Raw genomic sequence first — 22,407 nt, 5'->3', positions numbered from 1 at the left:
GTGCGGCGGGTGAGCGGGCTCACCCGCCGCAGCCCGCCCACCGCGCGGAATCCGGGGATATATTCCGGTGGAACTGTCGGCGGGGCGTCGTAGTCTGGAGTCACGTACCGGACACGACAGCGGAGAGGGATGACGAGGGCCGTCCGAGGCCGCCCATGACGCAAACATCCACACACCAGACCGCGGGGACCGACGGCGAGGCCACCGCCCGCTTCCAGGTGCCGGCGAAGCACCCGATGGTCACCGTTCTCGGCTCGGGCGACGCCCTGCTGCGCGTCATCGAGGCCGCCTTTCCGCGCACCGACATCCACGTCCGCGGCAACGAGGTCCGAGCGACGGGCGACGCCGGCGAGGTCGCGCTGGTCCAGCGCCTCTTCGACGAGATGATGCTCGTGCTGCGCACCGGCCAGCCGATGACCGAGGACGCCGTGGAGCGGTCCATCGCGATGCTCCGCAGCGACGGCGAGGCCGAGTCGCCCGCCGAGGTGCTCACCCAGAACATCCTCTCCAACCGCGGCCGCACCATCCGCCCGAAGACGCTCAACCAGAAGCGCTACGTCGACGCCATCGACAAGCACACCGTGGTCTTCGGCATCGGGCCCGCGGGCACCGGCAAGACCTACCTGGCGATGGCCAAGGCCGTGCAGGCGCTGCAGGCCAAGCAGGTCAACCGGATCATCCTCACCCGCCCCGCCGTCGAGGCCGGCGAGCGGCTGGGGTTCCTGCCGGGCACCCTCTACGAGAAGATCGACCCGTACCTGCGGCCGCTCTACGACGCGCTGCACGACATGCTCGACCCGGACTCCATCCCGCGCCTGATGGCGGCCGGCACCATCGAGGTCGCACCGCTCGCCTACATGCGCGGCCGGACCCTCAACGACGCCTTCATCATTCTCGACGAGGCCCAGAACACCAACCCCGAGCAGATGAAGATGTTCCTCACCCGCCTCGGGTTCGAGTCCAAGATCGTCATCACCGGTGACGTCACCCAGGTCGACCTGCCCGGCGGCACCAAGAGCGGTCTGCGGCAGGTGCAGGACATCCTCACCGGCGTCGACGACGTCCACTTCTCCCGGCTCGACAGCAGCGACGTGGTCCGCCACAAGCTCGTCGGACGGATCGTGGACGCCTACGAGCGGTACGACGACCGCGCGGCGGGGAATGACGACCACCGCGGCGGACGCGGCGCACGCCACGGCACCGACCGCGTCACCGGGCACGGAAAGTAGCTGAGCACCCCCACCATGGCCATCGAGGTCAACAACGAGTCCGGGATCGACATCGACGAGCGGGCGGTGCTCGACATCGCCCGCTACGCCCTCGCCCGGATGCGGATCCACCCCCTGTCGGAGCTGGCCGTCGTCGCGATCGACGCCGACGCCATGGAACAGCTCCACCTGCAGTGGATGGACCTGCCCGGCCCCACCGACGTCATGTCCTTCCCCATGGACGAGCTCCGGCCCGGCCGGGAGGACGAGGAACCGCCGCAGGGCCTCCTCGGCGACATCGTGCTCTGCCCCGAGGTCGCCCGGCAGCAGGGCGCGGACGCGCCCACCGACCACTCCATGGACGAGGAGCTGCAGCTGCTCACCGTCCACGGGGTTCTCCACCTCCTCGGCTACGACCACGAGGAGCCCGCCGAGAAGGCGGAGATGTTCGGCCTCCAGCAGGCCATCGTGGACGGGTGGCGCGCGGAGCGGGGTCTGACCGGCCCCTCCCCGGCGCCGACCGTGACATGAGCGTTCTACCGAGGCGTGGCCCCGCTCCGCGGCGCGGCCACGCCTTGACCACCAGCCGGCGCACCCGCCCCAGGCGGCCCGTCACCGACGGGCCGTCCCTTCGGCATGCCCCGAAACCGACCGGAGATGACCAACCCACCATGACGCGACGACATCCCCACCCGAGTGTGCGAGTGCCGCTGCGATGACCACCTCCCTACTGCTCGCCGTCGTCGGGCTGGTCCTGCTGGCCTGGCTGGCGTCCTGCGCCGAGGCCGGGCTCGCCCGCATCACCGCCTACCGTGCCGAGGAGGCCGTCCTCAACGGCCGCCGCGGGGCGTCCCTGCTGACCACGGTTGCCGCCGACCCGGTCCGCTACCTCAACCTGGCGCTGCTGCTGCGCGTCGCGGCCGAGAGCGCCGCGGCGGTCCTCGTCGCCTACATCTGCCTGACGTCCTTCGACAGCACCTGGTCGGCGCTGACCGTCGCCTTCGCCGTGATGCTGCTGGTCTCCTTCGTCGCCGTCGGTGTCTCCCCCCGCACCATCGGCCGCCAGCACCCGGTGAACACGACGACGGCCGCCGCCTACGTCCTGGTCCCCCTGGCCCGGGTCCTCGGGCCGCTGACGCAGCTGCTGATCCTGCTGGGCAACGCCCTCACCCCGGGCAAGGGCTTCCGCAAGGGGCCGTTCGCGTCGGAGGCCGAACTGCGTGCCATGGTCGACCTGGCCGAACGGCACCAGCTGATCGAGGACGACGAGCGGCGCATGGTCCACTCGGTCTTCGAACTGGGCGACACCATGGTCCGCGAGGTCATGGTGCCCCGCACCGATCTCGTCTCGATCAGCAGGGACAAGACGATCCGGCAGTCGCTGACGCTGGCGCTGCGGTCCGGTTTCTCGCGCATCCCGGTGACGGGTGAGAACGACGACGACATCGTCGGCATCGTCTACCTCAAGGACCTCGCCGGCCGGGTGCACACCAGCCGGACGGCCGAGTCCGAGCTGGTGGAGGCCGCCATGCGGCCCGCGACCTTCGTCCCCGACACCAAGAACGCGGGCGACCTGCTGCGGGAGATGCAGCGGGACCACTCCCACGTCGCGGTCGTCATCGACGAGTACGGCGGAACGGCGGGCCTCATCACCATCGAGGACATCCTGGAGGAGATCGTCGGCGAGATCACCGACGAGTACGACCGGGAGCTGCCGCCGGTCGAGGAGCTGGGCGAGGGCCGCTACCGCGTCACCGCCCGCCTGGACCTCGGTGACCTCGGGGAACTCTTCGACCTGACGCTGCACGACGAGGACGTCGAGACGGTTGGCGGCCTGCTCGCCAAGGAGCTGGGACGGGTGCCGATCCCGGGCGCGACCGTCGAGGCGCCCCTTCCGGAGGGCCCGGGCGACCAGGGGCTCCGTGCGCTCCGCCTGACGGCGGAATCCCAGGCGGGACGCCGGAACAAGATCATCACGATCCTGGTGGAGCCGCTGCTCCGGCCACCGGCCGAGGACGGCGACCCTGTGGCGGACTCGGGCGAGGACCGGCCGCGCGAGCACACCCCGCGCGGCGCCGCGGACCGCCCCGACGCCCACTGAGACGACGACCGAGGCGATGACCGTGTGAGGGCGTCCCGGGGCCGTACGGCCCCGGGACGCCCTCACCCCTGTCCGGGTGGCCTGTGACCCGGCTCGTCCGGGGCACAGCGGCACCGGCCACCCGCCCCAGAACCCGCTGTCCGCTCGGGACCGCCGCCCCGGGGCCGCAGTCGCAGCGCCGTCCGACGGCTGCCGCGGTCGCCGGCTGTCCTCGCCCGACGCCCCGCCGACGCCTCGGGCAGGTGTCCCGGCCGCCCCCCCAGCCCGGCGTCCCGGACCACCCCGACCGAGCGCCTGGGCATCGCTCCGCGCCGAGTGGCGGGGTGCGGGGAGCGATGGTCCGATAGGGGGATGCGATGGCAACTGCGAGTAGTGATGGGCGCGGTCGGGGCGGCGATGCTGCTACCGGGCGCCGGCGCCAGCGCCTCGGCGGAGTCGCTGGACGAGGAGCAGCTGCGGAGCGCGCTGCTGGACCACATGGACTTTCCCGAGGACTGGGCTCGGGACAGCGAGCAGGCGGAGGCCCAGCGCGGGATCGGCGTCCCGGCGCCGCAGGAGGCCAACTGCAGGGCGCTGTTCGACGGCGGCGCTGACACCGCCGCCTCCACCGCGTTCGCCCGGTCGTTCTCCGGCCCCTTCGTCCGTACCACCGCGGCCGCGCACGACGGCGAGGGCGCGGCGGAGGCCGCCCTGGAGAACTACCGGCGCACCGCCGAAGCCTGCAACTCGTTCGCCGTCGTCGAAGGTGAGGGGCACGGCCCGACCGAACTGCGGGTGGTGTACAACGGCGGCGGCACCGAGGAACCCTCGCTCGACGACTCGGCCGCGGACGAGGTCGCCGCGGTCCGCTTCGAGCGGGAGCCGGAGAGCACGGAGGCGCCCGCGGTGGTCGCCGAGGCGGCCCTGGTCCGGGTGGGTGAGCACACCGTGCTGGTGGCCCAGGTGGGCCGGGACGACGCCGGCACCGGCGAGTTGCGCCCCATGCTGGACCGAGCTGTCGAGAAGCTGTACGCGGTGCAGGAGGGCCGGACGCCGGAGCCGCCCACCGACCTCGACGGCACAGAACTCTGACCGGTCACCTCGGCCGGGCCGGGGCGGGGCGGGCCGCCCCGCCCCGGCCCGCTGGAGGACGACCGGCCGACCGCCGGTCGGCGAACGGCCGCTCGGGGGCCGGCGGTCGGCAGTCAGCCGTCAGCCGTCAGCCGTCAGCCGCGTTCGACATCGCCGTGGGGGCTGACGCCCCTGCCCGCCGGGGAGAGGGACGCCCGTAAGCTCTGCCCATGAGTGACACCGTGGACCCCGAGGACCGCAAGATCATCACGCTGGCGCGAAGCGCCCGGGCGCGCAACCGCGTCGCGGAGGGCGCGGCCGTACGGGACGAGATGGGACGCACCTACGTGGCGGGCACCGTCGCGCTGGAGTCCCTGCGCCTGAGTGCCCTGCGGACCGCCGTCGCCATGGCGGTGGCCAGCGGCGCCACCTCGCTCGAAGCGGCTGCGGTGGTCTCCGAGGCCGCGGAGCTCCCGGCAGCCGACCTCGCGGCCGTGTCGGACCTCGGCGGGGCGGACACGCCCGTTCTGCTAGCCGGCCCCGACGGCGAGCTGCGCATCACGCGCGCCGCCGGCTGACCGCCGGCAGCGCGTCACGGGAGCAGGACCCACAGCCGACCGTCCGGCTCCCCGGTGGCCGACCACGTCACCCCGGCGCCCCGCCCGGAGCCGCCCAGGCCGGCCGCAAGCTGCGACGCCCGCGGCGCCCACCCTCCGGCCGGCAATCGGCGGAGCATGCGGCGGCATGACGCCCGTGCCTCGACGGCTGCCCGACCCGGCGAAGACTCGGCAGCGCCCCGGGGCGCGAGGCTCGCGCTCCTCTCCTCGGGACGCCGGCCCGGCCGGTCGGGCAGCGCGGCCACCCCGCCGCCATGGCTCGACAGCGGCGCGGGGGACCCTGCCGACGTCAGGCGCCTGCTGTGCATCGGGGACAATGGCCCTCATGACTGCTCCTTCCCCCGCCGCCCCCGACACCCCGCACCGCTCGGGGTTCGCCTGTTTCGTCGGCCGCCCGAACGCGGGCAAGTCGACCCTGACCAACGCGCTGGTGGGGACGAAGGTCGCGATCACCTCCAACCGTCCGCAGACCACACGGCACACCGTCCGCGGCATCGTGCACCGCCCGGACGCCCAGCTGGTGCTGGTGGACACCCCCGGCCTCCACAAGCCGAGGACCCTGCTCGGTGAGCGGCTGAACGACGTCGTCCGCACCACCTGGGCCGAGGTCGACGTCATCGGCTTCTGCCTGCCGGCGGACCAGAAGCTCGGCCCCGGCGACAAGTTCATCGCCAAGGAGCTCGCCTCCATCAAGCGCACCCCCAAGGTCGCCATCGTCACCAAGACGGACCTGGTGGACCCCCGGACACTGGCCGAGCAGCTGATCGCCGTCGACCGCCTCGGCCAGGAGCTGGGGATCGAGTGGGCGCAGATCGTGCCCGTCTCCGCTGTCGGGGACACCCAGCTGTCCCTGCTGGCCGACCTCCTGGTGCCACTGCTGCCGGAGGGGCCGCTCCTCTACCCGGAGGGCGACCTGACGGACGAGCCCGAGCAGATCATGGTGGCGGAGCTGATCCGCGAAGCGGCCCTGGAGGGTGTGCGGGACGAACTGCCCCACTCCATCGCGGTCGTCGTGGAGGAGATGCTCCCGCGCGAGGGCCGACCGGCGGACCGGCCGCTGCTGGACATCCACGCGAACATCTTCATCGAGCGGTCCAGCCAGAAGGGCATCGTCATCGGACCGAAGGGCCGCCGGCTGAAGGACGTCGGCACGACCTCGCGCCGGCACATCGAGGCGCTGCTCGGCACCCCGGTGTTCCTGGACCTCCACGTGAAGATCGCGAAGGACTGGCAGCGCGATCCCAAGCAGCTGCGACGCCTCGGCTTCTGACGGCGTCACGAGCCGCTCCTGTCGGCCGCTTCGCCGTGGGGCGTCTCCTGCCCGCCGCTGGTCGGCTCCTCCGGGAGCCGGCCCGCCGGTGTCGTCGACCGGCAGCTGCACCTCCGATCCCCCGTGGGGTCCGCGGCCCGCGCCACCACCGCGAGGCCCTCGCCGGCTGCGACCTCGTTCCGGTCGTCACTCGTCCGTCGACGCGGGCTCGGCGCCACTCCGCAGCCCGCCGCGATGCTCCTCTCGTGACGCCTCCCGGCGCCACGCCCCTTCTCGAGACAGAGAGTAACCACGACTACGCACGGTAGTCAAGTCGTGGTAGAGTCGTCACCGGCGAGCAGGCAGCGGGATCCGGTCCAGGTCGCGCGCCACCGTGAGTTCGCCCGAGAAGCCCGCCGCACGCGCCTCCCGGCCGAACTGCGCAGCGTCGGGGTAGCGCTGGCTGAAGTGGGTCAGCACGAGGTGCCGAACTCCCGCTGTGGCAGCGACCCGCCCCGCTTGCCCAGCAGTGAGATGGCCGTGCTCCTCGGCAAGAGAGACGTCCGCGTCGAGGAAGGTGGACTCGATGACGAGCATGTCGCACGCCTCCGCCAGGGCGTGGACGCCCTCGCAGAGCCGCGTGTCCATGACGAAAGCGAAGCTCTGACCGGGGCGCCGCTCGCTCACGTCCTCGAGGGCGACACCGCGGAGCGACCCCTCGCGCTGCAGGCGCCCGATGTCGGGGCCCTTGAGCCCGGCTGCCGCGAGCCGCTCCGGCACCATCCTCACCCCGTCCGGCTCGTCCAGCCGGTAGCCGACCGCATCCACCGGGTGCGACAGCGGAGCGGCGCTGAGGACGAAGCCGTCGCCCGCCACGGACCAGGCGGCTCCGGCTGGTCCGCCCGCGACCACCGCCCCACTGCCCGCAGCGTGCGCGCCGCCACCGGGCGCCGTTGCCGCGGCCGTCTCCGGCGCCGCCGAGCCGACCGTTTCGCGGGCCGCCGGCGGGAACCGCACCGGGTGCTCAGCGATCCGCACGCTGCTGCGGTACGCGGTGGACTGGCGCAGCCTGTCGTAGAAGTGCTGCCCCGAGGCGGGGTAGTGGGCCGTGACCGGATGCGGCACGCGGTCGAGGTTGATCCGCTGAATGACGCCGGCCAGACCGAGCGAGTGGTCCCCGTGGAAGTGGGTCACGCACAGCCGGGTCAGGTCGTGGGCGCTGACCCCTGCCATCAGCATCTGTCGCTGCGTGCCCTCGCCGGGGTCGAAGAGAAGGCCCTCCCGGTCCCAGCGCAGGAAGTAGCCATTGTGGTTACGGTGACGGGTGGGGACCTGGCTGGCGGTGCCGAGGACGACCAGTTCGCGCGGTGACACGGCGCCGGCTCAGCCAGGAGGCCAGTTCAGGCCGCGCCCGGCCAGCACATGGGCGTGGGCGTGGAAGACCGTCTGCCCGGCGCCTGCGCCGGTGTTGAACACGATGCGGTAGCCGCTGTCCGTCGCGCCCTCCTGCTCGGCGACCAGCCCGGCGGCCCGCACGATGTCGGCGGCCACCGCCGGGTCGGCTCCCGCCAGCGCCGCGGCATCCGCGTAGTGCGCGCGCGGGATGACCAGAACGTGCGTCGGCGCCTGCGGGTTGATATCGCGGAAGGCGACGGTCGTCTCCGTCTCGTGCACCAGCGTCGCGGGCACGTCACCGGCCACGATCTTGCAGAACAGGCAGTCCGCCTGGGGTTCTCCAGCCATGGACGGATCGTACCCGCACACTCCCGCCGCGCCAGGTCGGTGAGGCCCCCGGGCACCCGGCGCGCACCCCGGGGGCGTCACCGGCCGGGGCCCGTGCCGGGGAGCGCGGTCGGCGCGCCCCGGCACTCCCCGTACTCGCGGTCAGCCGACGTCGGGCAGGGCGGGAGGAGTCATGGCCCCCACTCGGTCCAACTCGGCCAGCACCGTCCGCAGCGCCTCGTCGAGTTGCGGGTCGCGCCCCGCCACCCAGTCCTGCGGGGCCACCGGTACCTCGACATCGGGGTCGACGCCGTAGTTCTCGACCTCCCAGCCCGGGCCGTCCAGCCAGATCGCGTACTTGGGCTGCGTGGTGTGGGTGCCGTCGACCAGCGTGTACCGGCCGTCGATGCCGACCACGCCGCCCCAGGTACGGGTCCCGATGACGGGGCCCAGGCCCAACTGCTTGAACGAGGCGGTGACGATGTCCCCGTCCGAGCCGGAGAACTCGTCGCAGAGTGCCACCATCGGCCCCCGTGGGGCTTCCGCGGGGAAGGTGACCGGGCGTGCGCCGCGGATGAGGTCCCAGCCGATGACGCGGCGGGACAGCTTCTCGATCACCAGCTGCGACGTGTGGCCGCCCCGGTTCTCGCGCACGTCCACGACCAGACCGTCGCGGCCGATCTCCGTGCGCAGGTCACGGTGCAGCTGGGCCCAGCCGACGCCGGTCATGTCGGGGACGTGCAGGTAGCCCAGCCGCCCGCCCGACCGGCGGTGCACCTCCTCCCTGCGCGACCGCACCAGGTCCTGGTAGCGCAGCGCCTCCTCGCTCCGCACCGGCACCACCACGACCTGGCGGCGCGGGCCGCCGTCGGCAGGCTCCACTGTCAGCTCGACCGCCTGGTCCGCAGTGCCGGCGAGCAGCGGCGCGACGCCGGCAACGGGGTCCACCGGGCGGCCGTCGACCGCCACCAGCACGTCCCCCTCACGGACGGCGACACCCGGGGCCGTCAGCGGGGAGCGGGCGTGCGGGTCCGAGCTCTCCGACGGCAGGATGCGGTCCACACGCCAGGATCCGTCCTCGTGCCGGGAGATGTCGGCGCCGAGCAGCCCCTGACGACGTGCCGCGGGGGTGTGCCGGCCCGCGGGGACGATGTAGGCGTGGGAGGTGTACAGCTCGCCGACCACCTCCCACAGCAGGTCGGTCAGGTCGTCGTGGGTGCCGACGGCGTCGACCAGCGGGCGGTACTCGGCGAGGACCGCGTCCCAGTCGACACCCCCCATGTCCTCCCGCCAGAAGTTGTCCCGCATGAGGCGGCCGCATTCGTCGAACATCTGGCGCCACTCGGCAGCGGGGTCGACGGTGATCCGGACCCGGGCGAGGTCGATCCGCTGGTTGCGGTCGTCGTCGCCGTCCAGCTTGTCCGCGTCCGCGTCAACGGGGACGGCCCGCAGCTTGCCCGCGGCGCGCACGACCACCTGGCGGCCGTCGCCGGTCACCTCGTAGGCGTCGGCGCGCTCGGTGAGGGTGCCGGCCCGGCGACGGGTGAGGTCGTAGCGGCGCAGCCGGGTGTCCGGGGAGTCCTCGCTGCCGGTGCCGAGGACCCCGGAGACCGGATGCTCCAACCACAGCACGCCGGTGGCGGAGGCCCGCAGCTGAGAGCAGGTGGCGGCGTCGACCGGGAACGGAACGACGCGGTCGGCGAGGCCCTCGAGGTCGACCCGGGTGGCGGAAGGCGTCGCCCCGGCGGCGGTCGAGGCCCCGGGACCGTCGGCCGCCGTCGCCCCGTCCGCTGCGGTCCCCGCGTCGGGGGCGTCCGCGGCAGCCGCCTTCTCGCCGCTGTCGTCGTCGGCACCGTTGGGTCGGCCGTGGCGCTGCGGACCGAACGGTGAGAGCGCGTCCGCCGCCAGCGTGAGCAGGTGCGGCCGCCCCCCGGCGGAGAACCCGAGGTCGAAGACGTGCGCGTCGTAGACCGGGTCGAAGGTGCGCTCGGAGAGGAAGGCCAGGTGCTTGCCGTCGCGGGTGAAGGCCGGCGAGAAGTCCTTGAACCGCGCGGGGGTCGCCTCATGGACGGTCCGCTCGGTGAGGTCGGCGAGCCGGAGCTGCCGGAGCGGCTGCACGTCGGGATGGGACCAGGCGAGCCAGCGGGAGTCGGGCGAGAACGCGAGGCCGTCGACGTCGCCGTTGTCGGAGCGGTCGAGCTCGACGACTCCGCCGTCCGTCAGGTCGACCAGCAGCAGGCGACCGTCGTGCGACGCCACGGCGGCCGTGCCGCCGTCGGGCGACACCCGCAGCTCCAGCACCCGGCCGAGTGCGCCGGAGGCGAGCAGGCGCGGGCCGCCGTGGTCGGGTTCGGGAGCCGCCGGCGCCAGGGCCAGCGCGTCATCGCCCTCCTCGTCGGTCACCCACAGCACCTGGTCCCTGTCATCGGCGCGGAACGCCTGAGGCAGTCGGGCGCGGACACCGGGCGCGGCAGCCAGCGACCGCACCGGGCCGTCCCGGTGGGTGACCCAGTGGACCGTGCCGCGCGCTTCCACGGCGGTGGCACGCCCGGTGTGGTCGGGGGCGAACGACCCGAGGTTGTACGCGGCGCTGACGGGGCGCGGCTGCCGTTCGGTCCGCGGGCCGGCGAAGCGGAAGTCGGGGCGCTTCGGCACGGCGCCGTGGAGGTCCGCCAGGAGCCACAGCTCACCGCGCCGTGCGTAGACGACGCGGTGGCCGTCGGTCGCGGCCTGGCGGGCGTAGCCACCCTCGAGCGGCGTGTGGCGGCGCAGGTCGGAGCCGTCGGGGAGGGAGGAGTACACCGCGCCGGTGCCCTCGTGATCGGAGAGGAACGCGATGCGGTCCCCGACCCACATCGGGCACTCCAGGTTGCCGTCGAGGTCGGCGTGGACGCGGGTGAACTCACCGTCCGCGGCGGTGTCGATCCACAGCTTGCCGGCGGTGCCGCCGCGGTACCGCTTCCAGCGGGCCGCGTCGCGGCCTCGGCTCTGACCGGCCGAGACGAGCAGCGCCGCGCCGCCGGGCCCGGGCGCGACCCCGCCGGTCTGCCCGTAGGGCAGTACCCGCGCCGGCGACCCGTCGGTGGGCACGGCGTGGGCCCACGGGCGCAGGACGGAAGGACGGCCGTGAGCGCTGAGCGCGAGGACCGTGTCGGTGGCGCCGTCCTCGCCGCGCAGCCAGTCGACGACCCGGGTTGCGGGGTTGCCCCAGTAGGTGAGGCGGCGGGAGGGCCCGCCGTCCAGGGAGGCGATGTGGACCTCGGGCTCACCGTCCCGGGTGGAGGTCCACGCCACCTGGGTGCCGTCGGGCGAGATCCGGGGGGTGCCGGCCGGAGCCTGGTCCGCGCTGATCCGCCAGGCGCGGCCACCGTCGAGCGCGGCCGCCCAGACGTCGTCCTCGGCGACGAAGGTGATCACGTCACCCCGCAGGTGGGGATGGCGAAGGTAGGAAGGTGAGTTCATCCCACCGACCCTATGAGCGCGACACGCCGGAACCAAGGGGCTTTCGGTGATCCGCCCGCACGTTCGGTTCATCATGCGGAACAACAGAGCACTCGCGCCCCTGCGCTGCCGGCGTGCGCGGGCAGTGCGAGAACAACGTCCTCGCACTGCCCGGGCCCTGCCCGGTACCGCTCGTCTGCTCGTCTGCTCGTCCGAGGAACCATGAAGGGCCTGGTGCCATGTCCGCACAACCCCGGGAGCAGTGGAGCACCCGCGCGGGCTTCCTGTTCGCCGCGATCGGGTCGGCCGTCGGGCTCGGGAACATCTGGCGCTTCCCCGCCGTGGCCTACGACGCGGGCGGCGGTGCGTTCCTGTTGCCATACCTCATCGCCCTGCTGACGGCGGGCATCCCGCTGCTGATCCTCGAGTACACGATCGGCCGGCGGTACCGCGCCTCGGCCCCGGGCTCGTTCCGGCGGATGTGGCGCCCCGCGGAGGCGCTCGGCTGGTGGCAGGTGGCCATCTGCTTCGTCATCGCCGCCTACTACTCGGTGATCCTGGCGTGGGCGGTCCGCTACGTCGGCTTCTCCGTCAACCTCAGCTGGGGAGATGACCCGAACGGGTACTTCTTCAACGAGTTCCTGCAGGCCGAGGGTGAGCCCGGCACCATCACCTCGTTCGTGCCAGGCGTGGCGTGGACGTTGCTGGCCGTCTGGCTGGTGGCGCTGGTCGTCCTCTGGCTCGGCGTGCGGCGCGGCATCGAGTGGTGCAACCGCATCTTCATCCCGCTGCTCGTCGCCTTCTTCCTCATCCTGGTCGTCCGGGCCCTGACGCTGGACGGCGCGCTCGACGGGCTCGACGCCTTCTTCCGCCCCGACTGGGGCGCGCTGACCGACAGCGGCGTGTGGATCGCCGCCTACGGGCAGATCTTCTTCTCGCTCTCCGTCGGCTTCGGCGCCATGATCACCTACGCCTCCTACCTGAACCGGAAGGCGGACCTCACCGGCTCGGCACTCGCCGTCAGCTTCTCCAACTGCTCCTTCGAGCTGCTCGCGGGCATCGGCGTGTTCGCCGTGCTCGGCTTCATGGCCGCGCAGTCCGGCGTCCCCGTGGACGACGTCGTCAGTGAGGGCATCGGGCTGGCGTTCGTCGCGTTCCCGCAGATCGTCTCGCAGATGCCCGCCGGGGCCTTCTTCGGCGTGCTGTTCTTCGCCTCGCTCGTGGCAGCGGGCCTGACCTCGCTCATCAGCCTCGTGCAGGTCATCGTCGCGGCGGTGCAGGAGCACACCGGCATCAGCCGGACCCGCGCGGTGCTGATCATCGGTGGTGCGCTGACCGTCACCTCCACCGGCCTCTTCGCCACCGACGGCGGGCTGTACCTCATCGACGCGGCCGACCACTTCATCAACAGCTACGGCCTCACCCTCGCAGCGCTGGCCGTCCTGATCACCGTCTCCTGGTACCTGCGGAAGCTGCCGCAGCAGCAGGTGGAGGCGGACTCCAGCTCCAGCGTACGGCTCGGCGCGTGGTGGCGACTGTGCCTCGGTGTGATCACCCCCGTCGTCCTCGGCTGGATGATGGTGGACAGCCTGACCGGCGAGTTCCAGGAGAACTACGGAGGCTTCCCCACCTCGTTCCTCCTGTGGGGAGGGTGGGGCGTGGCTGCCGGCGCGCTGCTTGTCGGCGTCCTCCTGTCGCTTCTCCCGTGGAAGCGGGACGACCCGCCGACGCCGGAGAACGAACCGGCACCCGCGACAGCGGCCGGTGGGGCGGCGGGCGCCACCGGCGCCGCACCCCCGGGGACCGGCGCCCGCCCGGCCGACCCGCCGGCCGGCTCACCCGACGCCGGCGGTGCCGGACGCAGCTCGGACGACGACGGCACCACGGAAGGAAGCCGCTGATGTCCACCAGCGCCATCATCATGATGATCATCTCGATGACCCTGCTCTGGGGCGGGATGATCGCCGCCATGATCAACGTGCACCGTCAGCCCGACATGCAGCGCGACTCCGCCGAACAGCCACCGCAGCAGGACTGACGACGCGCCACGCGTTCACGGCCGGTGGTGCCCGTTCCCCCGTGCGGGTGCCGGGCACCACCGGCCGACGGCGGCCCGGCCGCGCCGACCCTGTCCCACGACTGCATCGCACCCGACATCCCGCCGCGGCGCCTCGACGTCCGCCGGGCTCGGCGAAACCACCAGGCGCGGCCTGCCGGGAGGACGGTCACCGCGGCGGCACCTCGCCGACACGGGGCGTCTCAGCTCCAGCGCCCCGTACGGGCCAACAGCACCGCGGCGGCGGCGGTCCCCGCCGTCGAGGTGCGCAGCACACTGCGGCCCAGCCGCCGCGGCACGGCACCCGCCGCGGTCAGCTCCGCCAGCTCCTCCGGCGCGACGCCCCCCTCGGGGCCGACGACCACCAGGATCCGGCCGGCAGCCGGCAGCGCGCAGTCCGCGAGCGGCACGTCGCCCTCCTCGTGCAGGACCACCGCGAGATCGGCGGCGGCGACCGCCGCCGCCAGCTGCCGCGTCGTCACCGGATCGGCAATCTCGGGAAACCGCAGCCGCCGCGCCTGCTTCCCGGCCTCCCGCGCCGTCGACCGCCACTTCGCCAGCGCCTTCGCGCCGCGCTCCTCACGCCAACGCGTCACACAGCGGGCGGCGGCCCACGGCACCACGGCGTCGACGCCGGTCTCCGTCATCGTCTCGACCGCGACCTCGCCCCGGTCCCCCTTCGGCAGTGCCTGGACCACCGTCAGCCACGGATCCGGCACCGGCTCCCGCAGCGGCTCACGGACCTCGGCGAGCAGCCGGTCCTTGCCCGAGGTCTCCACGACGGTGGCGGCCGCCCCCGAGCCCGCGCCATCCGTGAGGACCAACCCCTCGCCAGGGCGCAGCCGCTTCACCGAGACGGCGTGGCGCCCCTCCGGCCCGTCGAGCGTCAGGCAGGCGCCGGCGACCGCCCGGGCGACCTCGGAGTGGCAGAAGACCGGTGCCGTCATGGGCGCGAACACTCCGTGGTTCGGTGAAGGGACCCGTGGTTGGGTGATGGGACGAGGCGCAGCGACGGACGAGCCGGGACTCCTCGGCGCCGACCCCGCAGGAGACGCGTCGAGCGGCCCGGGGCGCACGACCTCGCGACGGACGGAGCCGGGCCCGGTCGCGGCGGAGCGACGGCGAACCCGCCGCCACCGCCACCGCCGTCAGCGACCGTTGAAGGCGTCCTTGAGCCGGCTGAACAGCCCCTGCTGGCCCGGCTGGAACTGCCCGGACGGCCGCTCCTCGCCCCGCAGCTCGGCGAGCTTCCGCAGCAGTTCCTCCTGCTCGGTGTCGAGCTTCAGCGGAGTCTGCACCTCGACGTGGACGATGAGGTCGCCGCGACCGTTGCCCCGCAGATGCGTCACACCGTGACCGTGCAGCGGGATCGACTGCCCCGACTGGGTGCCCGGCCGGATGTCGACCTCCTGCATGCCGTCCAGCGTCTCCAACGGCACCTGCGTCCCCAGCGCCGCGGCGGTCATCGGGACCGTCACCGTGCAGTGCAGGTCGTCGCCACGCCGCTGGAACATCTCGTGCGGCTTCTCGCGGATCTCCACGAAGAGATCGCCGGGCGGCCCGCCACCGGGGCCGACCTCGCCCTCACCGGCCAGCTGGATCCGGGTGCCGTTGTCCACACCGGCGGGAATCTTCACCGTGAGCGTGCGGCGGGAGCGCACCCGGCCGTCGCCCGCGCACTCCGGGCAGGGCGTCGGCACCACGGTGCCGAAGCCCTGGCACTGCGGGCAGGGGCGCGAGGTCATGACCTGGCCGAGGAAAGACCTGGTGACCTGCGAGACCTCGCCGCGTCCACGACACATGTCGCACGTCTGCGCCGAGGTGCCCGGCGCCGCACCCTCGCCGTCGCACGTCTTGCAGATGGTCGCCGTGTCGACCTGGATCTCCTTCGTGGTGCCGAAGGTCGCCTCCTTGAGGTCGATCTCCAGGCGGATCATGGCGTCCTGACCCCGGCGGGTCCGCGACTTCGGACCGCGCTGCGCGGCGGTCCCGAAGAAGGCGTCCATGATGTCGGAGAAGTTCCCGAAGTTCCCGCCGAACCCCGCCTGCCCCGCCGCGCCCCCCATGGGGTCGCCGCCGAGGTCGTACATCTGTTTCTTCTGCGGGTCGGAGAGCACCTCGTACGCGGTGTTGATCTCCTTGAAGCGCTCCTGCGTCTTCGGGTCGGGGTTCACATCCGGGTGCAGCTCACGCGCCAGCCGGCGGAACGCCTTCTTGATCTCGTCCTGCGAGGCGTCCCGCTGCACGCCAAGGACCGCGTAGTAGTCAGTCGCCACTTATTTCTCCGCGAGAATCTGTCCGACGTACCGTGCCACCGCGCGCACGGCTCCCATCGTTCCGGGGTAATCCATCCTGGTCGGTCCGACCACGCCGAGCTTCGCCACGGCCTCGTCCCCCGAACCGTAGCCGACGGTGACGATCGATGTGGAGGTCAGCCCCTCGTGGGCGTTCTCACGACCGATGCTCACCGTCATCTCGGGGTCGTTGGCCTCGCCCATGAGCTTGAGCATCACGACCTGCTCCTCCAACGCCTCCAGCACGGGCCGGATCGTCAGCGGAAAGTCGTGGCCGAAGCGTGTCAGATTGGCGGTGCCGCCGATCATCAGCCGCTCCTCGGTCTCCTCCACCAGCGTCTCCAGCAGCGTGGACAGCACGGTCTGGACCAGTCCCCGGTCGTCGGTGTCGAACGACTCGGGAAGGTCCTGGACCAGCCGCGGGACCTCCGTGAAGCGCTGCCCCGCGACACGGGCGTTCAACCGCGCCCGCAGCTCCGCGAGGGAGGCCTCGCCGAACGGGGCGGGGCAATCCACCACCCGCTGCTCCACCCGGCCGGTGTCGGTGATCAGCACCAGCATCACGCGGGCGGGTGCCAGCGAGAGGAGCTCGACGTGCCGCACGGTCGAGCGGGACAGGGACGGGTACTGCACGACGGCGACCTGGCGGGTCAGCTGCGCGAGCAGCCGCACCGTCCTGCCCACCACGTCGTCCAGGTCGACCGCGCCGTCCAGGAAGTTCTGGATCGCGCGGCGCTCCGGCACCGACAGCGGCTTCACGTCGGCCAGCTTGTCGACGAACAGCCGGTACCCCTTGTCGGTGGGGACCCGTCCGGCGCTGGTGTGGGGCTGCGCGATGTAGCCCTCCTCCTCCAGCACCGCCATGTCGTTGCGCACCGTGGCGGGCGAGACCCGTAGGTCGTGCCGTTGGGTGAGAGCCTTCGAGCCCACGGGCTCCTCGGTCCCCACGTAGTCCTGGACGATCGCCCGCAGCACCTCAAGCCTGCGTTCACTCAGCATGCCGCGCACCTCCCGTCCGGCGTCTCCGCTCGATCTCCTGGCACTCGCGGACCGCGAGTGCCAGGTCTCTGGATCAGTGTACGGCCGGGCGGCGCCATCGGGTAAAGGGCTGCCCGGACATCCCGGAAGGACTCCGGCCACCGCGCTCGACCGGGCTCCGCCCGCACCGCCGACGGCTCGCGGCGCGACCGCGGGCGTCGAACGAGTGCAGCTACTGTCGCGGCATGCAGCTCACTTGGGAAGAGCCGGCACCGGGAGTGGTACGGACGAGACTGCGGGGCTGGGACGAGACCGTCGGGGCGATCGCCGGCACCGAAGCCGTCCTCCTCGTCGACGCGGGCCCCGACTCCGTCACCACGGCCGCGCTCCTGGACGACCTGCGTGCCCGGTTCCCGCAGCCCGTCCGCCACCTCGCGCTCACCCACATCCACTTCGACCACGTGCTCGGCGCCCCCGCCCTCCCGTCCGCAACCCGGTACACGGCGAAGGGCGCCCGGCAGCTGTTCACCCCGGAGGCCCTGGCGGACCTGGTGGCCGACGCCACGGCCCACGGCGCCGACGGCGACCAGGCCCGGCGCGACGCCGCCCGCCTGACACCACCGGAGGTCGAGGTCGACAGCACTGCCACCCTCGACCTCGGCGGGCGACACGTCGTCCTCGCCTCGGTCGGCCCCGGACACACCGCATCGGACCTTGTCGTCCACGTGCCCGACGCCGACCTCGTGTTCTGCGGCGACCTCGTCGAGGAGTCCGGCGAGCCGCAGGCGGGGAAGGACGCACACCCCGCCCGCTGGGCCGCCGCCCTCGATGCGCTCCTGGCGCTCGGCGGCGAGTCCGCACGGTACGTGCCAGGTCACGGCGCCGTGGTGGACGCCGGATTCGTGCGTGCCCAACGGGCCGATCTCGCACGGCGCTTCACCGCCGACACGCCGGGCAGCGCGGCGCGCGGGAACCCTGCTTCCCCGCACCGCGGCGCGTAAGCTCTGGCCGGTGCGCAGCAGACAGTACGGACCGGACCTGACCCCGCCGTGGAAGCGGAAGCGCCCGCCGGCGCCCGAGGTCCCCGCGGACCCCGACCTGGTGGTGGAGGAGGTCGTCACCGGATTCTGCGGCGCGGTCGTACGGTGCGAGAAGACCGCCCAGGGCCCCACCGTCACGCTGGAGGACCGGTTCGGCAAGCACCGCGCGTTCCCGATGGAGCCGCGCGGCTTCCTCCTCGAAGGCCGGCCGGTGACGCTCGTCCGACCCGCGTCGCGTCCCGCGGCCACCGGCCCCGCCCGCACCGCCTCCGGTTCGGTCGCCGTCCCGGGCGCCCGGGCGCGCGTCGCCCGCGCCGGCCGGATCTACGTCGAGGGCCGCCACGACGCCGAACTCGTCGAACGGGTGTGGGGCGACGACCTCCGCATCGAGGGCGTGGTCGTGGAGTACCTGGAGGGCGTGGACGACCTGCCTGCCATCGTCGACGCGTTCGGGCCGGGGCCCGACGCCCGGCTCGGCGTGCTCGTCGACCACCTCGTCCCCGGGTCGAAGGAGTCACGCATCGCGGCGCAGGTCACCGACGCCCACACCCTCGTGGTCGGACACCCCTACATCGACATCTGGGAGGCGGTGAAACCGGCGTCCGTCGGCATCCGTGCCTGGCCGCACGTACCACGCGGCCAGGACTGGAAGCGCGGCGTGTGCCGCACGCTCGGCTGGCCCGACAACACCGGCGCCGCGTGGCAGCGCATCCTGGCGTCCGTGCACTCCTACAAGGACCTGGAACCCGCCCTCCTGGGACGGGTCGAAGAACTCATCGACCACGTCACCGCGCCCTGAGACCGCGCGGCGGGGGCCGGCCACCACGGGCGGCTCGCGCAGCGCCCGGGACCGCCGGACGGCCACCGGGGCCGAGCGGAGCCCGCCGCACGGTCAGTCGACCATGTCCCGCACCAGGGCGTCGGCGAGGAGACGGCCCCGGAGCGTCAGCACCGCTCTCCCCCGCCGGTGCGCGTCCTCCTCCAGGAGGCCCTCGTCGACAGCGCGGCTCGCGACCCGGGCGCCCGCCGGCGCCAGCAGGTTCAGAGGGCAGCCGTCCGCGAGCCGCAGCTCGAGCATGATGCGCTCCACCCGGCGGTCCTCGTCGGACAGCACCTCCCGCCCCACGCCCGGCGACCGGCCCTCCCCCAGCGACCGGGCGTACGCGGCGGGATGCTTGCCGTTCCACCACCGCACTCCGCCGACGTGGCTGTGCGCGCCCGGGCCGGCGCCCCACCAGTCCGCGCCCCGCCAGTACAGGTCGTTGTGGCGGCAGCGGGCGGCAGCGGACGTGGCCCAGTTCGACACCTCGTACCAGGAGAAACCGGCGGCCGTCAGCGCTTCCTCGGTCATCAGGTAGCGGTCGGCGTGCTGGTCGTCGTCGGTCGGGGCGATCTCCCCGCGCCGGATGCGGCGCGCCAGCCCGGTGCCGTCCTCCACGATCAGGGCGTAGGCCGAGACGTGATCCGGTCCCGCGCCGAGCGCCGCGTCCAGCGTCGCGCGCCAGTCGTCGTCGCTCTCCCCGGGCGTCCCGTAGATCAGGTCCAGGTTGACGTGGTCGAACCCCGCGGCGTGGGCCTCGGCGACGCACGCCTCCGGCCGGCCCGGGGTGTGGGTGCGGTCAAGGACCCGGAGCACATGCGGCCGCGCCGACTGCATCCCGAACGAGACACGGGTGAAGCCGCCGGCCCGAAGCTCCGCGAGGTAGGCCGGGTCGACGGAGTCCGGGTTGGCCTCCGTGGTCACCTCGGCCCCGTCCGCGAGGCCGAACTCGTCCCGGATGGCTGCCACCGCCTTCACCAGGTCGGCGGCGGGGAGCAGGGTCGGGGTACCACCGCCGACGAAGACGGTCTCGACCGGCCGCGGGTCGTCACCGAGCACCGCGCGCGCCAGCCGTACCTCGGCCACCAGGTTGTCGGCGTAGGTGTCGCGGGACGCCAGCACGGCGTCGGCACCGGAGCCGATCCGGAGCTCGGCCGCCGTGTAGGTGTTGAAGTCGCAGTACCCGCAGCGGCTGGCACAGTACGGGACGTGCAGATAGAAACCGAGCGGGCGTCCCGCGACGGCCTGCAGGGCGTGGGCCGGGAGAGAACCGTCGGCGGGCACGGCTTCGCCGGCGGGCAGTGCGGAGGGCATGGGGTCCATTGTCCCGCATCGCCGTCGGAGGACCGACGGGCACCGGGCGGAGTTCGCACGAGCGGCACGCTGGGCGGTGCCGCGGCGCTCCGGGCGGCGCCGGACGCGGCCCGGCTCCAGGGCTGCTCCCGGGGCCTGCCGGCAGCGGCGCCCTGGATGCGGGGCCCGGCGGCGGCCGGTCAGGCGGGCCGGTCAGGCCGGCCGGTCGCCCCCGTACATCCGGTCGATCAGGTCGCGGTACTCACGCTCCACGACCGGCCGCTTCAGCTTCAGGCCGGCGGTCAGTTCGCCGTGCTCGACGTCGAGGTCTCGCGGCAGGAGGCGGAACTGCTTGATCGTCTGCCATCTCTGCAGTCCGGCGTTGAGCCGGGCCACGTAGCCGTCGACCATGGCCACGGTGCGGGGATCGGCCACGATCTCCCGGTACGACCGGCCCGCCATACCGTTGTCCGCCGCCCAGGCGGTGACCGACGGCTCGTCCAGGGCGATCAGTGCCGAGCAGAAACTGCGGCCGGCCCCGATCACCAGGACATGCGAGACGTGGGGGCAGACGGCCTTGAGGCGCCCCTCGATCGCGGTCGGCGCGATGTACTTGCCGCCGGAGGTCTTGATGAGGTCCTTCTTGCGGTCGGTGATCCGCAGATACCCGTCGTCGGACAACTCTCCGATGTCCCCGGTGCGGAGCCAGCCGTCCTCCGCCAGGGCCTCGGCCGTCCGGCCGGGGAGGTGGTGATAGCCCTCCATGACGCCGGGGCCCCGGAGCAGGATCTCGCCGTCCTCCGCAATCCGGACCTCCAGGCCGGGCAGCGCCTTCCCGACGGTACCGGTGCGGTACGCGTCCAACGGGTTGACGAAGTTCGCCGCGCCGGACTCCGTCAGCCCGTACCCCTCCAGGACGGGGATGCCCGCCCCGGCGAAGAAGTACCCGATCTCCGGGGAGAGCGCCGCCGAGCCCGAGAGGCAGCCGCGCAGCCGCCCGCCGAACCGCTCCCGGAGCTTCGAGAGGACCAGCTTGTCCGCCACCGCGTGCCGGAGCCGCAGCACGGTGGGGACCCGGGCGCTCCCGATGCGCCGCAGGTTCTCCTGGCTGACGCGCCCGTACTCCTTCGCCACCTCCGCAGCCCAACGGAACACCAGGTGCTCGATGCGGCCGGCGTCGCGGGCTCTGTTCGCCGCGCCGTTGTAGACCTTCTCGAAGATCCGCGGAACCGCGGCCATGGAGGTGGGCCGGACCACCGGGAGGTTCTCGACGATCCTGTCGACCCGGCCGTCCACCGCTGCGGAATGGCCCACGGTGAGCTGGGCGGCCAGCAGCACCTTGCCGAAGACGTGTGCCAGCGGCAGCCACAGGTACTGCAGGTCGTCGGCGCGCAGCAGCTCGATGCTCCCGATGGCACGCCCCATGTAGGACCAGGTGTCGTGGCGGAGCCGCACCCCTTTGGGGCGGCCCGTCGTGCCGGAGGTGTAGATGAGCGTCGCGAGCTGGTCGGCGGCCAACGAGCCGATGGAATCGAGGACGCTGTTCGGATGGGCCGCGAGGTGACTCCGACCGCGGGCGAGGAGGTCGTCGAGGGAGACCACCCAGCCGGGCGGATCACCGTCGGCCGGGGCTGCGTCCTCGGACTCGATCACCACCACGTGGGCGAGCCCCGGGAGCTCCTCCCTGCGGGCACGGACCTTGGCGAGCTGCTCGGCGTCCTCGGCGATCAGAACGCGACTGTCGGAGTCCGCCAGGATGAAGGCCGCTTCCCCCGCGTCGGTCTGCGGGTAGACGGTGGTCGTCGCACCGCCCGCGCAGAGCACGCCGAGGTCGCACACGATCCACTCCACGCGCGTGGTCGACGCGATCGCGACACGCTCTTCCGTTCGCAGCCCCAGGGCCATCAGGCCGGCGGCGACGGCGTACACCCGGTCGGCCGCCTGAGCCCAGGTGTAGCTGCGCCACTCGTCCGGGCCGCCGTCGGGGGACGGCACCGGGTAGCGGTAGGCCTCGTGCTCGGGTGTCGCCTCGACCCGCTCCCGGAACAGATGTGCCATGGACGGCGGGCGGTTCTCGATCGGGCTCCGCTTGTCGCTCACGACGTCCTCCGGCTCCGCGCTCCGGTGCGCGGCCCACGAGTGATCCGGGTCGGCGCTCACCCTAGGGCCCGTCAGGGCTGTGCGTAAGGGGACGGACACCGCGCGATCACGCTGTGGCGGTCGGCTGCCACCCGGGCGCCTCGGAAAGCAGCGCGCGGCTCGCTGCTCGCCCTCTCCTCGGAGCGGTGGCGGGTTACGGCATCGCAGCCGAGGGCCCGGGAGGAGCGGGGCGGGCTGCTGTGTCGCCTCAGGGGGCCAGGCACGGGCACTGTCGAGGAGGACATGACTCGATCAGCACGGTGCACCCCTGCGGTCGATGCCCGCCGGGGCGGACTCGCAGGAGGCGAGGGTGCCCGAGGGGCGCACCCGGGGACGCGACCGCACACCGGCCGGCGCCCGCGCGCTCTCAGGGCGCGGTGACGTGGTCGATGAGTTCTT

Annotated in this window: 18 protein-coding genes; 10 read left to right on the top strand and 8 right to left on the bottom strand. The window is 73.1% G+C overall.

Features of this window, described 5'->3' with window-relative positions:
- The first annotated feature begins 155 nt into the window (after positions 1-155).
- The 6 genes from HCN52_RS02630 (at position 156) to era (ending at position 6,246) form a co-directional block, all read left to right on the top strand.
- Positions 156-1,229, top strand: a complete 1,074-nt coding sequence (locus HCN52_RS02630; RefSeq protein ID WP_168086702.1) for a PhoH family protein — start codon at positions 156-158, stop codon at positions 1,227-1,229.
- A gap of 15 nt (positions 1,230-1,244) precedes the next feature.
- Positions 1,245-1,739 (top strand): rRNA maturation RNase YbeY, encoded by a 495-nt coding sequence (gene ybeY / locus HCN52_RS02625; RefSeq protein ID WP_168086701.1) that lies wholly within the window; start codon positions 1,245-1,247, stop codon positions 1,737-1,739.
- A gap of 184 nt (positions 1,740-1,923) precedes the next feature.
- The gene (locus HCN52_RS02620; RefSeq protein WP_168086700.1) at positions 1,924-3,309 is read left to right on the top strand and encodes a hemolysin family protein; all 1,386 of its coding nucleotides are present in this window, start codon (positions 1,924-1,926) and stop codon (positions 3,307-3,309) included.
- Positions 3,310-3,660: 351 nt separating this feature from the next.
- Positions 3,661-4,380, top strand: coding sequence for a hypothetical protein (locus HCN52_RS02615; RefSeq protein WP_168086698.1), 720 nt, complete (start codon positions 3,661-3,663; stop codon positions 4,378-4,380).
- Between the two features lie 209 nt (positions 4,381-4,589).
- A complete protein-coding gene (locus HCN52_RS02610) occupies positions 4,590-4,937 on the top strand; it encodes a cytidine deaminase-like protein (RefSeq protein WP_168086696.1) in 348 nt (115 codons plus the stop codon).
- A gap of 355 nt (positions 4,938-5,292) precedes the next feature.
- Positions 5,293-6,246, top strand: a complete 954-nt coding sequence (era, locus tag HCN52_RS02605) for a GTPase Era (protein WP_376767079.1) — start codon at positions 5,293-5,295, stop codon at positions 6,244-6,246.
- A gap of 327 nt (positions 6,247-6,573) precedes the next feature.
- On the opposite strand, the gene HCN52_RS02600 is transcribed toward era, so the two are convergent.
- The 3 genes from HCN52_RS02600 to HCN52_RS02590 form a co-directional block, all read right to left on the bottom strand.
- Positions 6,574-7,599: an MBL fold metallo-hydrolase gene (locus tag HCN52_RS02600; protein WP_168086692.1), complete on the bottom strand. Its 1,026-nt coding sequence runs from the start codon at positions 7,597-7,599 to the stop codon at positions 6,574-6,576.
- 9 nt (positions 7,600-7,608) lie between these two features.
- Positions 7,609-7,968: a histidine triad nucleotide-binding protein gene (locus HCN52_RS02595; RefSeq protein ID WP_168086691.1), complete on the bottom strand. Its 360-nt coding sequence runs from the start codon at positions 7,966-7,968 to the stop codon at positions 7,609-7,611.
- 141 nt (positions 7,969-8,109) lie between these two features.
- A complete protein-coding gene (locus HCN52_RS02590; protein ID WP_168086689.1) occupies positions 8,110-11,409 on the bottom strand; it encodes a S41 family peptidase in 3,300 nt (1,099 codons plus the stop codon).
- A 218-nt stretch (positions 11,410-11,627) separates the two neighbouring features.
- On the opposite strand from HCN52_RS02590, the gene HCN52_RS02585 reads away from it, so the two are divergent.
- Together HCN52_RS02585 and HCN52_RS02580 are read left to right on the top strand one after the other, a co-directional pair.
- Complete coding sequence (locus HCN52_RS02585; protein WP_209314075.1) at positions 11,628-13,289, top strand: sodium-dependent transporter; 1,662 nt, start codon at positions 11,628-11,630, stop codon at positions 13,287-13,289.
- A complete protein-coding gene (locus tag HCN52_RS02580; RefSeq protein ID WP_168086687.1) occupies positions 13,289-13,426 on the top strand; it encodes a methionine/alanine import family NSS transporter small subunit in 138 nt (45 codons plus the stop codon). The genes HCN52_RS02585 and HCN52_RS02580 overlap by 1 nt, the downstream gene beginning before the upstream one ends.
- A gap of 221 nt (positions 13,427-13,647) precedes the next feature.
- Here the strand turns inward: HCN52_RS02580 and HCN52_RS02575 are convergent, their stop codons facing one another.
- The 3 genes from HCN52_RS02575 to hrcA form a co-directional block, all read right to left on the bottom strand.
- On the bottom strand, positions 13,648-14,391 hold the full coding sequence (locus HCN52_RS02575) for a 16S rRNA (uracil(1498)-N(3))-methyltransferase (protein ID WP_168086685.1): 744 nt from the start codon (positions 14,389-14,391) through the stop codon (positions 13,648-13,650).
- Between the two features lie 201 nt (positions 14,392-14,592).
- Positions 14,593-15,720, bottom strand: a complete 1,128-nt coding sequence (gene dnaJ / locus HCN52_RS02570; RefSeq protein ID WP_168086683.1) for a molecular chaperone DnaJ — start codon at positions 15,718-15,720, stop codon at positions 14,593-14,595.
- Complete coding sequence (gene hrcA, locus HCN52_RS02565; protein WP_168086681.1) at positions 15,721-16,737, bottom strand: heat-inducible transcriptional repressor HrcA; 1,017 nt, start codon at positions 16,735-16,737, stop codon at positions 15,721-15,723.
- Between the two features lie 224 nt (positions 16,738-16,961).
- Here hrcA and HCN52_RS02560 point away from each other — a divergent pair, with 224 nt between their 5' ends.
- Both HCN52_RS02560 and HCN52_RS02555 read left to right on the top strand, forming a co-directional pair.
- Entirely contained in the window at positions 16,962-17,717 is a 756-nt protein-coding gene (locus HCN52_RS02560) for an MBL fold metallo-hydrolase (protein WP_168086680.1), read from the top strand.
- A 10-nt stretch (positions 17,718-17,727) separates the two neighbouring features.
- Positions 17,728-18,555 carry a DUF3097 domain-containing protein gene (locus HCN52_RS02555; protein ID WP_168086679.1) on the top strand — a complete coding sequence of 276 codons (828 nt, stop codon included), beginning with the start codon at positions 17,728-17,730 and terminating at the stop codon, positions 18,553-18,555.
- A gap of 93 nt (positions 18,556-18,648) precedes the next feature.
- Here the strand turns inward: HCN52_RS02555 and hemW are convergent, their stop codons facing one another.
- Positions 18,649-19,899 (bottom strand): radical SAM family heme chaperone HemW, encoded by a 1,251-nt coding sequence (hemW, locus tag HCN52_RS02550; RefSeq protein WP_209314074.1) that lies wholly within the window; start codon positions 19,897-19,899, stop codon positions 18,649-18,651.
- Between the two features lie 183 nt (positions 19,900-20,082).
- Positions 20,083-21,927 (bottom strand): AMP-dependent synthetase/ligase, encoded by a 1,845-nt coding sequence (locus tag HCN52_RS02545; protein WP_209314079.1) that lies wholly within the window; start codon positions 21,925-21,927, stop codon positions 20,083-20,085.
- Positions 21,928-22,407 lie beyond the last annotated feature (480 nt).

It is taken from the genome of Streptomyces bohaiensis, assembly GCF_012033785.1.
Taxonomy (GTDB): Bacteria; Actinomycetota; Actinomycetes; order Streptomycetales; family Streptomycetaceae; genus Streptomyces; species Streptomyces bohaiensis.
The sequence above is the reverse complement of the archived record's forward strand: the minus strand, read 5'-3'. Positions and strand labels throughout refer to the sequence as shown.